The sequence below is a fragment of the Streptomyces sp. CAI-85 genome (assembly GCF_013363615.1).
Taxonomy (GTDB): Bacteria; Actinomycetota; Actinomycetes; order Streptomycetales; family Streptomycetaceae; genus Streptomyces; species Streptomyces antibioticus_B.
Genome location: NZ_JAANNX010000002.1, coordinates 358,460 through 372,618, shown reverse-complemented (window position 1 = coordinate 372,618; position 14,159 = coordinate 358,460). Strand labels below are relative to the sequence as shown.

Annotated in this window: 11 protein-coding genes; 6 read left to right on the top strand and 5 right to left on the bottom strand. The window is 72.3% G+C overall.

Annotation, left to right across the window (positions count from 1 at the left end; translation table 11 throughout):
• Window positions 1-163: 163 nt before the first annotated feature.
• Window positions 164-2,020, top strand: a complete 1,857-nt coding sequence (locus tag G6W55_RS04680) for an MFS transporter (RefSeq protein WP_175519476.1) — start codon at window positions 164-166, stop codon at window positions 2,018-2,020.
• A gap of 22 nt (window positions 2,021-2,042) precedes the next feature.
• Here the strand turns inward: G6W55_RS04680 and G6W55_RS04675 are convergent, their stop codons facing one another.
• A complete protein-coding gene (locus G6W55_RS04675; protein ID WP_175519475.1) occupies window positions 2,043-2,885 on the bottom strand; it encodes a hypothetical protein in 843 nt (280 codons plus the stop codon).
• 75 nt (window positions 2,886-2,960) lie between these two features.
• Between G6W55_RS04675 and G6W55_RS04670 the strand changes: the two genes are divergently transcribed.
• The 3 genes from G6W55_RS04670 (at window position 2,961) to G6W55_RS04660 (ending at window position 5,798) form a co-directional block, all read left to right on the top strand.
• The gene (locus tag G6W55_RS04670; protein WP_175519474.1) at window positions 2,961-3,746 is read left to right on the top strand and encodes an SDR family oxidoreductase; all 786 of its coding nucleotides are present in this window, start codon (window positions 2,961-2,963) and stop codon (window positions 3,744-3,746) included.
• A gap of 124 nt (window positions 3,747-3,870) precedes the next feature.
• Window positions 3,871-5,433 (top strand): sodium:solute symporter family protein, encoded by a 1,563-nt coding sequence (locus G6W55_RS04665; protein ID WP_175519473.1) that lies wholly within the window; start codon window positions 3,871-3,873, stop codon window positions 5,431-5,433.
• A 32-nt stretch (window positions 5,434-5,465) separates the two neighbouring features.
• Complete coding sequence (locus G6W55_RS04660) at window positions 5,466-5,798, top strand: glyoxalase superfamily protein (protein WP_175519472.1); 333 nt, start codon at window positions 5,466-5,468, stop codon at window positions 5,796-5,798.
• Between the two features lie 13 nt (window positions 5,799-5,811).
• Here the strand turns inward: G6W55_RS04660 and G6W55_RS04655 are convergent, their stop codons facing one another.
• Window positions 5,812-6,927: an ADP-ribosylglycohydrolase family protein gene (locus G6W55_RS04655; protein ID WP_175519471.1), complete on the bottom strand. Its 1,116-nt coding sequence runs from the start codon at window positions 6,925-6,927 to the stop codon at window positions 5,812-5,814.
• Between the two features lie 129 nt (window positions 6,928-7,056).
• Between G6W55_RS04655 and G6W55_RS04650 the strand changes: the two genes are divergently transcribed.
• Window positions 7,057-7,572: a DUF2165 domain-containing protein gene (locus tag G6W55_RS04650; RefSeq protein WP_175519470.1), complete on the top strand. Its 516-nt coding sequence runs from the start codon at window positions 7,057-7,059 to the stop codon at window positions 7,570-7,572.
• A 45-nt stretch (window positions 7,573-7,617) separates the two neighbouring features.
• On the opposite strand, the gene G6W55_RS04645 is transcribed toward G6W55_RS04650, so the two are convergent.
• Both G6W55_RS04645 and G6W55_RS04640 read right to left on the bottom strand, forming a co-directional pair.
• Complete coding sequence (locus tag G6W55_RS04645) at window positions 7,618-8,208, bottom strand: L,D-transpeptidase (protein WP_175519469.1); 591 nt, start codon at window positions 8,206-8,208, stop codon at window positions 7,618-7,620.
• Between the two features lie 50 nt (window positions 8,209-8,258).
• Complete coding sequence (locus G6W55_RS04640; RefSeq protein WP_175519468.1) at window positions 8,259-10,871, bottom strand: bifunctional FO biosynthesis protein CofGH; 2,613 nt, start codon at window positions 10,869-10,871, stop codon at window positions 8,259-8,261.
• Window positions 10,872-11,209: 338 nt separating this feature from the next.
• On the opposite strand from G6W55_RS04640, the gene G6W55_RS04635 reads away from it, so the two are divergent.
• On the top strand, window positions 11,210-11,476 hold the full coding sequence (locus G6W55_RS04635; protein WP_175519467.1) for a hypothetical protein: 267 nt from the start codon (window positions 11,210-11,212) through the stop codon (window positions 11,474-11,476).
• 778 nt (window positions 11,477-12,254) lie between these two features.
• On the opposite strand, the gene G6W55_RS04630 is transcribed toward G6W55_RS04635, so the two are convergent.
• Window positions 12,255-13,985 carry an MDR family MFS transporter gene (locus G6W55_RS04630; protein WP_175519466.1) on the bottom strand — a complete coding sequence of 577 codons (1,731 nt, stop codon included), beginning with the start codon at window positions 13,983-13,985 and terminating at the stop codon, window positions 12,255-12,257.
• Window positions 13,986-14,159 lie beyond the last annotated feature (174 nt).

Here is a 14,159-nt window from a genome sequence, read left to right as displayed (position 1 = left end):
CCACCTGCGCAGCTCTCCTCCACCCCGCCGGGCAGCCGCCCGGCGGGGTGCGTGCTAGCGTCACGAAACGGGACAGGTCGGCGGCCGCGGTGACGCGGCCGTGACGCGGGCGCGAACGGGACGCGGCCGAGCGGGAAAGACAGGACACGGGGAGTGCCTTCGAGTGGCCACTGCGGAGCCGACACGCGCCGACGACACCGGTCCGGACCCGGAGCGCGGCCCACGGGCGAAGGTGCCCGCACCCCAGTCCGGTGACCACGACCGCGACGGCGAGAACACCGGCGACCGCCGGGACGACCGGCGGCTCACCCGCGTGAGGGCCGCCCTCGACCGGCACCCCGTGCTCTTCGTCACCGCGCTCTCCGGACTGCTGCACGTCGTCTGGTTCTTCGCGTTCGCGAACAGCGGTGGCGATCTGGCGGCGCAGGACGCGTGGGCCGAGTTCGTCGGCCGACACCCCGACTCCGCGTACAACCTCGCCTGGTACGGCGGGATGCACCCGGTGTCGTACAGCGTGGTGTCGCCGTATCTGATGTCGGTCCTCGGTGTGCGGACGACCATGATGATCGCCGGGACGATCTCGGCGGCCCTGCTCACCCTGATCCTGCTGCGCTGCCGCCCGGTCAAGAAGCCGCTGTGGCCCGCGCTGGCGGGCGTCTTCGCGCTGCTGTGCAACGCCGCCTCGGGGCGGGTGACCTTCGGTCTGGGCAACATGTTCGCGCTGGCCGCCGTCGCCGTCGTGTTCTGCTGGCCGTACCGCTGGCGCTACAAACGCTGGGCGAAGGCGCTGTGCGCGGCGCCCCTCGCCGCGCTCGCCACCATGGGCTCACCGGTGGCGGGGCTGTTCGTGGGGATCGTCGCCGTCGCGCTGTTCCTCCAGAAGCGGCGGCCCGGCGCCTGGGCGCTGGGGCTCGCCCCGACGGCGGTGGTCGCCGTGTCCGCCTGGCTGTTCCCCTTCTCCGGCACCCAGCCGATGTCGTTCGGCTCGGCGTCGCTGCCGCTGCTGTACTCGGCGATCGTGTTCGCCGTCGTGCCGCGCGACTGGAAGACCGTACGGATCACCGCGGCCGTGTACGGGCTCGGGGTCCTCGCGGTGTGGATCGTCAGTTCGCAGATCGGGTCCAACATCACGCGGCTCGCCATGCTGTTCTCGGGGGTCGTGCTGATGGCCGCGCTGCCGTTCGCGGTGCCGCGCAGCCGCAAGTGGTACGTGATCGTCGTGGCGTCCGCCGGGTTCGTGACCTGGATCGGCTTCAAGTCGGTGGACGACGTCGTACGGACCACCCCGGCGGCGTCCTGGGCGCGCGAGCTGGCGCCGCTGGTCAACGAACTCCAGGGGGTCGGCGCGGAGAAGGGCCGGGTGGAGGTCGTACCGGCCCGCTCGCACCGCGAGGCGTCCGCGCTCGCGCCGTACGTCAATCTGGCCCGGGGCTGGAACCGGCAGGCCGACATGGAGCGCAACCCCCTCTTCTACGACGACACCCTCAACTCGGCGAACTACCACGAGTGGCTCCAGCGCTGGGCCGTGCACTTCGTGGTCGTCCCGAAGGACGCGCTGGACGGGGACGGCGGCGAACGGGAGCGGGAGCTGGTGCAGCGCGGGCTGCCGTATCTCCAGCAGATCTGGGGCGACGCCAACTGGCAGCTCTTCCGGGTGACCGATCCGGCGCCGCTCGCCGAGCCCGACGCGGTCGTGGAGCGCGCCGAGCAGGGCGAGATGACGATCCAGGTGAAGAAGGCCGGCCGGATCATGATCCGGATCCCGTACTCGCCGTGGCTGAGCGTCGTCGACGAGCAGGGCAAGAGCCTGAAGCCGCCGCAGGAGACGGACACGTCCAAGGACCGCGCCGAGGGCGAGAAGCGGACGTACGACAACGTCAACGGCTGTCTGTACGAGACGGAGGAGGACGCGGAGGGCGACCGGTGGACCATGCTGCTCGCCCCGGAGGCCGGTGTGTACCGGCTGGCCGCGCCCTACCAACTGCCGCGCGGCACGCCCTGCCCGGACGAGCTGAGGTGAGCCGGGCCGCGGTGTGCCGCGGTCAGCGCAGGGCGGAGACGTGGGTGTCGGTGCCCGGCACGGTCGGGACGAACGGGGCGAGCAGTTCCACGCGGCGGCCGGGTCCCGACGCGGCGATCTCGGTGTCCAGGCCCGTGAAGTGCTCCTCCCAGCACTCCCGCGGGTCCCGCTCCAGGAACCACAGCAGGGTCAGCCGGGTGCCGACGCCCTCGACCTGCTTGACGTAGGTCATGCGGTCGCCGGGCAGCGGCGTGGGGCGGAAGACGGTGACCAGGGCGGCCGGGGAGCCGGCGAGCCGCGCGGGCAGGTGGCGGGCGCGCAGCCACTCCAGCAGGCCGGCGCACTGTTCGGGGGTGTCGGTGTCGATCACCTCCAGGACCAGACCGGCGTAGGGGTGGTCGAGGGCGTGGACGTCCCTCGGTCCGGCGGCGCCGTCCCGGTAGACCGTCGCCGCGTGGTCCTGGAACGCCGTGAAGACGTGGGTGCGGTCGCGGTAGACGCGCGCGTCGCGGTTCAGGCGCCGGTTGATGGCGACGGTCCAGCGCATGTGGTCGTCGTAGCGGCCTTCCGTGATCCAGTAGACGGACAGATAGCACCCGGCCGTCACCGGCTGCGCGACGGCCGACTTCTCCGGGGAGCGCAGGAGTTGCAGATCGCGGGTGGCCACCCAGCGGCGTCCGGCGAACATCCAGGGCATGGCCATCGCGCCGGCGTAGTAGTGGTCGTCCTCGTACCAGCGGTTGTAGGCGTACTCGTGGCCCGGGTGCGGCTCGACCATGGTGATCAGGGCGTGTCCTGGGCGGACGCCGTAGGGGCCGGTGGAGGCCAGTTCGGCGTAGAGGTCGCCGCGGGTGTCGTCGCTCATGCCCGTTCCCCTTTCCTTCGGTCGCCCATACTCTGACGGACCGTCAGATGATGCGCCAGAGCGAGGGAGGCTCTCATGTCGCTGCTCACGGACAGGACCGTGGTCGTCTCGGGGGTCGGGGCCGGGCTCGGGCACCGGGTCGCGGCGGCGGTGGTGCGGGACGGCGGGAACGCCGTGCTGGGGGCGCGGACGGAGGCGGCGCTCGCGGTCTGCGCGGCCGAGGTCGATCCCGGCGGGGCGCGCACGGCGTACCGGTCGACGGACATCACCGACGAGGGGCAGTGCGAGGCGCTGGCCGGGCTGGCGCGGGAGCGGTTCGGGCGGATCGACGCGGTGGTCCATGTGGCCGCCTGGGACGGGTACTTCGGCGGTCTCGCGGACGCGGACTTCACGACCTGGCAGAAGGTGATCGACGTCAATCTGCTGGGGACGCTGCGGATGACCCGGGCCTGTCTGCCGCTGCTGCGGGAGCGCGGCGGGTCGGTGGTGATCATCGGGACGCAGTCGGCGGTGGCCGCGCCCTCGCAGGTGCGGCAGGCGGCGTACGCGGCCTCCAAGGGGGCGCTGACCAGCGCGATGTACTCGCTCGCCCGGGAGCTGGGGCCCGACCGCATCCGGGTCAACACCGTACTGCCGGGCTGGATGTGGGGGCCGCCGGTGCAGGCGTACGTACGGTTCGCGGCGCACACGGAGAAGGTGCCGGAGTCCGAGGTGCTGCGGCGGCTGACGGAACGGATGGCGCTGCCCGCGCTGGCGACGGACGGGGATGTGGCCGACGCGGTGGCGTTCCTGGTGTCGGACCGGTCGCGGGCGATCACCGGACAGTCGTTGCTGGTCAACGCGGGTGAGCTGATGCGATGAGTTCATATCTGTGAACCAAGGCCATCATCTCGAATGATTTTACCTCCCTTTGACCTCACGCTCACTTGTCGTGCTCACGCGGCAGCACCCACGATGAGCGCCGGTCGACCCTGGGAGGACGCACATGAACGGTCTCGACTGGGCCGTGCTCATCGGCTATTTCGGCGTGATGGTCGCCATCGGCGTCTGGTCGCACAAGCGCGTGGACAACGTGAGCGACTTCTTCACCGCCGGCGGGAAGATGCCGTGGTGGCTCTCGGGCATCTCGCACCACATGTCCGGCTACAGCGCGGTGATGTTCACCGGTTACGCCGGTATCGCCTACACCTACGGCGTCACGTCCTTCGTGACCTGGTCGTTCCCGATCGCCCTCGGGATCGCCGTCGGCTCGAAGCTGTTCGCGCCGCGTATCAACCGGCTGCGCTCACGGCTGCACGTGGCCTCCCCGCTGGAGTATCTGAAGACCCGCTACGACCTGCGCACCCAGCAGGCGCTGGCCTGGTCGGGCATGCTGCTGAAGATCGTGGACGTCGGCGCCAAGTGGGCGGCGATCGCCACCCTGTTGTCCGTCTTCACCGGTGTCTCCCTGAACCAGGGCATCCTCATCACCGGTGTGATCACCGGCATCTACTGCACGATCGGCGGTCTGTGGGCCGACGCGCTCACCGAGTTGGGCCAGTTCGTCATCCAACTGCTCGCCGGTGTCGCGATGTTCGTCGCGGTGGTCCTGGAACTGAACGACAAGGGCATCGGGTTCCTCGGCGCCTGGGACGAGCCGGCCCTGAAGGGCCACGGCGAGCCGCTGGTCGGGCCGTACGGGACCGTGTTCCTGCTCGCGTTCCTCTTCATCAAGCTGTTCGAGTACAACGGCGGCATGCTCAACCAGGCCCAGCGCTACATGGCGACCCCCTCGCCGCGCGAGGCCGAGCGCTCGGCCCGGCTGTCGGCGGTGCTCTGGCTGGTGTGGCCGCTGGTGCTGTTCTTCCCCATGTGGATGTCCCCGCTGCTGGTCGAGGCGCAGAAGCCGGACGGCTCGGACTCCTACGGCCTGATGACCGAACAGCTCCTGCCGCACGGGCTGTTGGGCCTCGTCATCGTCGGCTTCTTCTCGCACACCATGGCGATGTGCTCCTCCGACGCCAACGCCATCGCCGCGGTGTTCACCCGGGACGTGGCACCGGTGCTGTCCGCGAGGGCGCGGTCCTGGAACGAGCGCAGCGGGCTGATCGCGGCCCGGCTGACGACGGTGGTGTTCCTCGCGCTGTCCATGGCGGTGGCGACGCAGGTCAACTCCCCCACGTTCAAGGACATCATCACCGTCGTGATCAAGTGGGTGGCCGGTCTCATGGGCCCGATCGCGATCCCGATGATGCTGGGTCTGCTGCGCCCCTTCCGCCGCTCGGGACCGACCGCGGCCCTGACGAGCTGGGCGCTGGGCCTGCTGGCGTTCTGGCTGGTCAACTATCCGATCAACTGGAGCGTCGACGGCGGGGTGCCCCTCCAGTACCAGGTCTCGGTGCCGCTCGCCGTCTCCCTGGTGCTGTACGTGCTCATCGGCTTCCTGAAGCCGGAGGACACCCCGGAGCGGCTGGCGGTCGTCGAGCGGGTCAACACGGACGACGACTCCTCGGGCGCGGCGGCGGCCGTCCCGGGCCCGCGGGACGCGGCGGTCCCCGCCAAGGACTGAGGGTGCCGGGACCCGTCTGCGACGATGACGTCATGGACGAAGAGGTCATTCCGGTGCTCCGCGTCGCGGACGCCGCCGCGGCGGTCGCGTGGTACGAGCGGCTGGGCTTCGCCAAACAGTGGGAGCACCGCTTCGAACCGGGGTTCCCCACGTTCGTCGAGGTGTCCCGGGGCGGGGTCCGGCTGTTCCTGTCGGAGCACACGGGCGACGCCCGCCCCGACACGCTGGTCTATCTCCGGGTGCGCGATGTGGACGCCGTGGCCGCCGAGTTCGGGGTTCCGGTGGAGGACGCGCCCTGGGCCCGGGAGGCCGAACTGCGCGACCCCGACGGCAACCGGCTCAGGGTCGGCACGCCGAACGCCTAGATTCCGCGCGGGTCTAGATTCCGCGCGGGTACCGGGTCAGCCAGCCCGGGGAGGCGCCCGTGGGGTCGTGGAGGGCCGGGCCCTGGGTCATCTCCATGGCGAAGTCGTCGGCGAGTTCGAGGATCGTGGGACGGCCCTCCAGTTCGGCCAGCCAGGCCGGCGGGAGGGCCGTCTCGCCGTGCAGGGCGCCGAGCAGACCGCCGGTGAGGGCGGCGGTCGCGGCGGACGGGCCGTCCTGGTTCACCGCGAGCCGCAGCCCGTGCCGTACGTCCTCGGCGACCAGCGCGCAGTACACGGCCGCCGCCAGGACTCCGGGCGCCGCCCCCTCCCCCACCAGTTCCGCCACCCGCTCCGGTCCGGGCAGCCCCTGCCGTACGGCGCCCAGGGCGTGCTGGAGCGCCGCCGAGACCGGGTCGTGCCCGGGGCGGGCCGCGAGCAGGGCGAGGGCGCGCTGCACGGCGCCGTCCAGGCCGTCGCCCCGGGCCAGCGCGTGCACGGTGACGGCGTACGCGCCCGCCGTGAGGCAGGCCGCCGGATGGCCGTGGGTCTGGGTCGCGCACTCGACGGCGAGCTGGGCGACGAGCTGCGGCTCCCAGCCGACGAGCAGCCCGAAGGGCGCGGAGCGGACGGTGGGTTCGGGCCCGTCGGCGTCGGGGTTCTTGGGCACGTCGAGGGTGCCCGGATACTCGTCGCCGAGCCCGGTGAGCAGCGGGCGGGTCGGGTCGCGGCGGGCGTACAGCCACTCCTCGCGGACCAGCCAGCCGTCGTCCTTGCGCAGGTCGGGGCCCCAGTCGCGCTGGGTGGCCGCCCAGCGCAGATACGCGCGGTGCAGATCGGTCGGCGGATGCCAGGCGCCGGTGTCCCGGCGGACCTGGGCCCGGATGAGGCCGTCCACGCTGAACAGGGTGAGCTGGGTGAGATGGGTGACGGCGCCGCGGCGGCCGTGGGCGGGGGCGAGGTCGACGACGCCCTCCGGGCCGTGGAGCCGCCGGATCCCGTCGAGGGCGAGCCGGTCGACGGGCGCCCCGAGGGCGTCCCCGACGGCGGCGGCGAGCAGCGTGCCGCGTACCCGGCTGCGGAAGTCCTGCTGATCGGCGCGGCCCCAGACGGCGCCGGTCGTCGTACTCACCAAGTCCTCCCGGGCACCGACCGCACGTACGACGACCGTCACTTTAATCGAATACCGGGGGCCCGCCGCGCCGGACGGGGGCGGCGGGGTGGAGGGGTGATGAAGACCTGGTGGGGTAGGGAAACCCGCATGACCACCCCCACCTCACGAACCTCCCACGCCTCGCGGCTCGTTCCCCTCACCGCGACCGTGCTCACCGCGAGCGTCGCGCTCTACATAGCCCTGGTGGCGTTCGGGAACATCACCGACTTCGGGACCAATCAGCAGTTCGTCCGGCATGTGCTGGCGATGGACACCACGTTCAAGGACGAGGACCTGATGTGGCGGGCGGTGACGAGCACCGGGCTCCAGGACACCGCCTATGTCGCGATCATCGTCTGGGAGGCCCTGGCCGCCGTGCTGCTGGCCGCCGGGACCTGGTTCTGGGCGCGCCGCGACCACGCCCGGGGGCGGGCGCTGTCGACGTACGGCCTGCTGATGCTGATGCTGCTGTTCGGCGCCGGGTTCATGGCGATCGGCGGGGAGTGGTTCGCGATGTGGCAGTCGGACACCTGGAACGGGCTGGACGCGGCGACCCGCGTCCTCGTGTTCGCCGGGATCGCGCTGCTGGTCAACCATCTGCCGGCCGAGCGGCCCTCCGTCTGACCGACGGCGGCTGCTCGACGACGCGGGCCTTGGTGCCCAGGTCGGCTACTCGACGACGCGGACCTTCGTGCCCAGGTCGCCGAAGGCCCACAGCGCCGCCCCGTCCGCCGTCGGCATCCGGATGCCGCCCGTCCGGGCGCCCTCGGCGGCCGGGGGCGGCGAGGAGCCGTCGACCGCGTTGGAGAAGGCGATGTTCACTCCGGAGACGACGGAGAAGTAGATGATGTGCTCGATCTCGACCCCGTCGGAGCCGGTCGTCGCGGCCTTGCGCACGGAGATCGTGTAGGTGCCGGGCCCCGGTTCGACGGTGCCCGGCCAGACCGTGAAGGTGCGGCGGGCGGTGTCGTCGGCGTCGACCAGCCAGACCCGGTGGTCCGACAGGTCGTAGACGATCCGGCGCCCGCTGCCCGAGCCCTTCGGCACCCCGGTCCGCGCCGGGGCGGCCGAGGGCTTCGGGGACGCGGACGCCTCGGCGCCGGGGGCCGCGGACGCCGTCGCGCCCGGACGGACCGCCGCCGCCGTGGGATGCGGGCCCCGGTCGGCCTGCACGGTCAGCACGGCGACCCCGGCGAGGGCACCGGCCGTCAGACCGGTGACCCAGACCCACGAGGGAAGCCGTCGGGCAGCCACGGGCACGCATCTCCTCAGCTACAGGACCTCATCCAACAGAGGTCGGATCATCGTACTCACTCCAGGACGGGCAGAAGTTCCGGGAGATGCCCGTCCGAGTCCCGCGCGGCCCGCTGCCGCTCCTCGGGGACCTCGCCGTACAGGGTCGTGCGCGGCTTCGCGGGCCGGCCGGCCGCCTCGGCGACGGCGATCAGGTCCTTGACCGACTTGTAGGAGCCGTAGGAGGAGCCGGCCATCCGGGAGATGGTCTCCTCCATCAGCGTGCCGCCCAGGTCGTTGGCGCCGGAGCGGAGCATCTCCGCCGCGCCCTCGGTGCCCAGTTTCACCCAGCTCGTCTGGATGTTGGGGATATGGGGGTGCAGCAGGAGCCTTGCCATCGCCGTCACCGCCCGGTTGTCGCGCGCGGTCGGGCCGGGCCGGGCGATGCCCGCCAGATAGACGGGGGCGTTGGTGTGGATGAAGGGCAGGGTCACGAACTCCGTGAAACCGCCCGTCCGTTGCTGGATCCCGGCCAGGGTGCGCAGATGGCCGAGCCAGTGCCGGGGCTGGTCGACATGGCCGTACATCATGGTCGAGCTGGACCGGATGCCCAGCTCGTGCGCGGTGGTGACGACCTCGATCCAGGTGGCCGTCGGCAGCTTGCCCTTGGTCAGCACCCAGCGGACCTCGTCGTCGAGGATCTCGGCGGCGGTGCCCGGGATCGAGTCGAGCCCGGCCTCCTTGGCGGCCGTCAGCCACTCGCGGATCGACAGACCGGTGCGGGTCGCGCCGTTCACCACCTCCATCGGCGAGAAGGCGTGGACGTGCATGCCCGGGACCCGCTCCTTGACGGCCTTCGCTATGTCGAAGTACGCCGTGCCCGGCAGGTCGGGGTGGATGCCGCCCTGCATGCACACCTCCACCGCGCCCACCTCCCACGCCTGCTGGGCGCGGTCGGCGACCTGGTCGAGGGAGAGGGTGTAGGCGTCGGCGTCGGTGCGGCGCTGGGCGAAGGCGCAGAACCGGCAGCCGGTGTAGCAGACGTTGGTGAAGTTGATGTTCCGCGTGACGATGTACGTGACGTCGTCCCCGACGGCCGAGCGGCGCACGTCGTCCGCGATCCGGGTCAGCGCGTCCAGCGCCGGTCCGTCGGCGTGCAGCAGGGCGAGGGCCTCGGCGTCGGTGAGCCGGGTCGGGTCGTCGGCGGCGGTGCGCAGGGCCTCGCGGACGTCGGTGTCGATGCGCTCCGGTGCCATGCCGGGGGCGGCCGCCTCGCGCAGGGCGCCCCAGTCGCCGTACACCTCGTCGAAGTCGTCGCGGCGGTCGGCGGTACGGCCGTCGGTGTCGATGGTGCGGTGCAGATCGGTGCGGCCCGACGCGGTGAACGCCTCGTCCGGCTCCTGCCAGGGGCGGCCCTCGACCACGGCGTCCGGCACCGCGAGGCCCGTCTCCGGGTCGGCGAGCGCGCGCACGTGCGGCAGCAGCCGCGGGTCCAGCCAGGGTTCGCCGCGCAGCACGAACTCCGGGTACACGCACAGCCGTTCGCGCAGCTCGAAGCCGGCCGCGCGGGAGCGTTCGGTCAGCTCCTCGATCTGCGGCCAGGGGCGTTCGGGGTTGACGTGGTCGATGGTGAGCGGGGACACCCCGCCCCAGTCGTCGATCCCGGCGCCGAGCAGCCGCTCGTACTCGCTGTCGACGAGGTTGGGCGGCGCCTGGAGGTTGGCGGCGGGGCCCAGGATGTGCCGGGCGACGGCCACCGCGGCGACCAGCTCGTCCAGTTCGGCGTCCGGCATACCGCGCATCGCGGTGTCCGGCTTGGCGCGGAAGTTCTGGATGATCAGCTCCTGGACGCCGTGGTAGGCGCGGGAGATCTTCCGCAGCGCGAAGAGGGACTCGGCGCGCTCCTCGTACGTCTCGCCGATCCCGAGCAGGATCCCGGAGGTGAAGGGGACGGAGGAGCGTCCGGCGTCCTCCAGCACCCGCAGCCGTACGGCGGGTTCCTTGTCCGGGGAGCCGTGGTGCGGGCCGCCGGGCTCCGACCACAGCCGGGTCGCGGTGGTCTCCAGCATCATGCCCATGCTGGGTGCGACGGGCTTGAGGCGCTGGAAGTCGGTCCAGGTCATGACGCCCGGGTTGAGGTGCGGGAGCAGTCCCGTCTCCTCCAGGATGCGGATGGAGATCGCGCGGACGTAGGCGATGGTGTCGTCGTAGCCGTGCGCGTCGAGCCATTCGCGCGCCTCCGGCCAGCGGTCCTCGGGCTTGTCGCCGAGGGTGATCAGGGCTTCCTTGCAGCCGAGGGCGGCGCCCTTGCGGGCGATGTCCAGCACCTCGTCCGGGGACATGAACATCCCGTGGCCGGCCCGGCGCAGCTTGCCGGGGACCGTGACGAACGTGCAGTAGTGGCACTTGTCCCGGCAGAGCCGGGTGAGGGGGACGAAGACGCTCTTCGAGTAGGTGATGACACCGGGCCGGCCGGCCGCCGCGAGGCCCGCGTCACGGACCCGGGCGGCCGACGCGGCGAGGTCGTCGAGCGCCTCGCCGCGGGCCTGGAGCAGGACGGCCGCCTCACCGACGTCGAGGGCCACGCCGTCCCGGGCGCGTTTGAGGGCGCGACGCATGGAGTTCTCGGTCGGGCCGGTGGCGCCGGGGCGCTCGGTGGGGCCGGTTCCGGAGTTCGCCGAAGTCGTCATTCCTTGAGCATACGTTCGGGCTGGTCAGGCGCGGGGGTGGGACGTCGGGTGCGGGACGTCGCTGCGGGACCGGGCCCGAGACGTGGGCGTGGGCGTGGGCGGACACTGCGCCACGGGGGAGGCGGAGGTCCGCCCACGCCGATGGGGGCACGCCAGGCCGTAGGCGCGGCTCCCGGGAAGCAGCCTGCCCATCGGCGCTCGAGGCGCACTGGTCGATCGGTCACCACCTGCTGAATCGTGGAATCTTCATCGTTCTCCCTTGTGTCCTCCGCGGCTCCACCGGCCTTCGAGCGGGACTCCCTAACGTCGGCCCGACGGGTATGGAAGGGGACGCGGACATGGGACGACGCCTGCTGGCATGGCTGCTGCGCGAGTTCGGGGCCGGACTGGCCTCGATGGGCCAGTACTTCGGGGCCCTGACCCCTCCTGAGTGCTACGGCCGCGTCTCCTGGACCCCGACGGAGCACGCCCCGGCGACGGGCCACGCCCCCGACGGCCCCGATCCGGACTCGGCCCTGTCCTCCGAGGAGCGGGCCCAGTGGCGGGGACTGGTACGGCAGTTGAAAACCCCCGAGGCGGCGGACCGCCGCCATCGGCCCCACTGACGGTCCCCCTCTGCTCCGGCACGAGCGCCGACGCTCCCGGTCACAGGGCCGGCTGCCTGCGTTTCCCCGCCGTCACCTTCCCGTTTGTCCCGCGACGCCATGCAGGCTCCTCCGCGGCCTTGAGGGGGGCGGTGCCCCCCCCGCTCGCCGCACCGGGCCTGCCTGAACGGCTTGCTGGACGTATGCGGGTCAGGGCCCGGCGCGCCGGAAGCACGCACCTGCCCACGGCGGGGCCGTCCTCCGGGCGACGGCGGGAAACATGACGAGGACCTGAGTGGGCACCAGGGCTGGGGGCCACCTGGGCCGTCGGGATCGTCTGGCCACCGCGACCGCCGCGCCCGTCCCGGCGGCCACGCCCAAGCAGACCACCAAGGCGGTGCGGCTGCCCAAGCCACCGAACTGCCTGGGCCGTCGCAGTCACTCCGGACGCCGGGGCCGACGGGGCCGCCGCCAGGGCTGGGGGCCACCCCGGACCACCGCTACCTGGCCCAAGCGGCCACGTCCACGCGGACCGCCAAGGCGGGAAGCTGTCCAAGCCTCCACAACCGCCGGGGCCTTCGCAGCAACTCCGGCCGCCGGGACAGACCTGGCCGACCTGGCCGACCTGGCCGACCTGGCCGACCTGGCCGACGGGATCGTACTGGTCACCGCGACCGCCCGGCTGTCCCAGCCGCCAGGCCACCGGGGCCGGCCGAAACCACACCCGGCCGCCCAGACCACCGGGACCGCCTCAGCCGCCGAGCCGCCGGACCCCACCAGGCCCGCCAGGACCCCTGACTCAGCCGTCCGCGCCGCCAGGCTTGCCGGGGCCGCCCGGACCTTCGAACCCGGCAGAACCCACAGACCCGCCAGGCGCCCCGAGTCCGCCAGGCCCACCAGGCCCACCCGGACCCCCGGGGCCGCCCGGACCGCCCAGACCGCCGGGGCCGCCCGGGCCCCCGGGGCCGCCCGGACCTCCGGGGCCGCCAGGCCCGCCCGGCTTCTCCAATCGGGCGTCCTTTAGCAGTAGGGCCAGGAGGAATGCCGCCAGTAGGACCGGGACGGCCGACAGGAAGACCGTGGACAGGGCGTCGCTGTACACCGCGGCGATCTCGCTCAGTGTGCGTGGGGGGATGGTGGCCGTTTTCGACGGGTCCCAGGTGCCGGTGGTGATGCTGTCGGCCGTGGTGGGCGGGAGGCGGTCGGGGGCGACCGCGGCCAGGCGGGCGTTGAGGATGGAGCCGAAGACCGTCACGCCGAAGGCCGTGCCGAGGTTGCGGGCCAGGCCGACCGTGGAGGTGCTGACGCCGATCTGGGCGCGAGGCGCCGTGGACTGGGCGACGAGGGTGGTGACCTGGGAGGACAGGCCGACGCCCACGCCCATCACGGCGAGCAGCGCGGCCACCACGGCGGTGCCGGTGTCCTCGGTGGTCGTCGCCATCAGCGCGGCGGCCGTCGCGGCCAGGGCGGTGCTCACCACGGGGAACCACTTGTAGCGCCCGGTCTTCGCGATGATCTGTCCGGCCACGACGGTGGCGACGGCCATGCCGATCATCGCGGGCAGGAAGAGCAGACCCGTGTCGGTCGCGCTGACTCCCTGGACGGCCTGGAACAGCAGCGGCACGAAGGTGACGCAGCCGAAGAAGGCGAAGCTCACGGCGAAGGCGACCACCACGCAGATGGTGAACGTGCGGTCGCGGAAGAGTCCGAGGGGGACCACGGGCTCCGGCGCGGAACGCTCGTGGCGCAGCCATACGGCGGCGAGCAGGACGGCACCCACCCCGAGGAGGAGCACCACCGGATCGCCCCAGCCCTCGCGGCCGGCCCGGTCCGCGCCGAGGACGAGGCAGGCGATGAGGCCGGCGAGCAGGACGGTGCCCAGGTGGTCGATGCGCGGCCGGGCCCCGGAGCGCGGGCCGGCCGGGAGGAGGGCGCGGATGCCGACGAGGGCGAGCAGGCCGAGCGGCAGGTTGACGTAGAAGATCCAGCGCCAGCCGAGCTGGTCGGTCAGGACACCGCCGGCGAGCGGGCCCGCGAGGTTGGCGATGACCATGACTCCGGCGAACCAGCCCTGGTACTTGGCGCGTTGCCGGGGCGGCATCAGGTCGCCGAGGACGGAGAAGGCGCTGACCTGGAGACCGCCGCCGCCGAGCCCCTGGAGCGCGCGGAAGGCGATGAGCTGCTCCATCGATCCGGCGGCGCCGCAGGCCGACGATCCGATCAGGAAGATCACGATCGCCGACAGATAGACCGCCCGCCGGCCGAAGAGATCGCCCAACTTCCCGTAGATCGGCATGGACACGCTAAAGGTGAGCATATAGGCCGTGGAGGTCCAGGCGTACAGATCCAGAGCACCCAGCTCACCTGTCAGGCTCGGCCCCGCGGTCGCGGTGATCGACTGGTCGATCATCGACATCATGCTCGTCAGCAGCAATGCGGCGAGCAGCAGCGGAAAGCGGGGTGGCAGCGGGGGTGAGGCCGGATCTCCCGCGGCCACCCCCCGAGCGCGCGCCGGACCGGCTTCGGTCATCGATCCTCCAGAGGCGGTCGGTACCAGATAAGCGGACTTCCGCAAGTGTATGACATCGACATATAAATGTCCTGTGCGATTGACCACGCGCAGGTGGGAGGGCCCGCCCGGCCGATCGCACGGGGACCGGTCCAGGACCGCTCAAGCGGTCGTCAAGCGGGCGGGGGTCAAGTA

Bases quoted from the DNA above. Each gene is read 5' to 3' on its own strand.
- G6W55_RS04660 (WP_175519472.1), top strand. From the start codon at position 5,466: ATGGACGAAGAGGTCATTCCGGTGCTCCGCGTCGCGGACGCCGCCGCG.
- G6W55_RS04640 (WP_175519468.1), bottom strand. From the start codon at position 10,871: ATGACGACTTCGGCGAACTCCGGAACCGGCCCCACCGAGCGCCCCGGC.
- G6W55_RS04675 (WP_175519475.1), bottom strand. From the start codon at position 2,885: ATGAGCGACGACACCCGCGGCGACCTCTACGCCGAACTGGCCTCCACC.
- G6W55_RS04635 (WP_175519467.1), top strand. From the start codon at position 11,210: ATGGGACGACGCCTGCTGGCATGGCTGCTGCGCGAGTTCGGGGCCGGA.
- G6W55_RS04665 (WP_175519473.1), top strand. From the start codon at position 3,871: ATGAACGGTCTCGACTGGGCCGTGCTCATCGGCTATTTCGGCGTGATG.
- G6W55_RS04630 (WP_175519466.1), bottom strand. From the start codon at position 13,985: ATGACCGAAGCCGGTCCGGCGCGCGCTCGGGGGGTGGCCGCGGGAGAT.
- G6W55_RS04650 (WP_175519470.1), top strand. From the start codon at position 7,057: ATGACCACCCCCACCTCACGAACCTCCCACGCCTCGCGGCTCGTTCCC.
- G6W55_RS04670 (WP_175519474.1), top strand. From the start codon at position 2,961: ATGTCGCTGCTCACGGACAGGACCGTGGTCGTCTCGGGGGTCGGGGCC.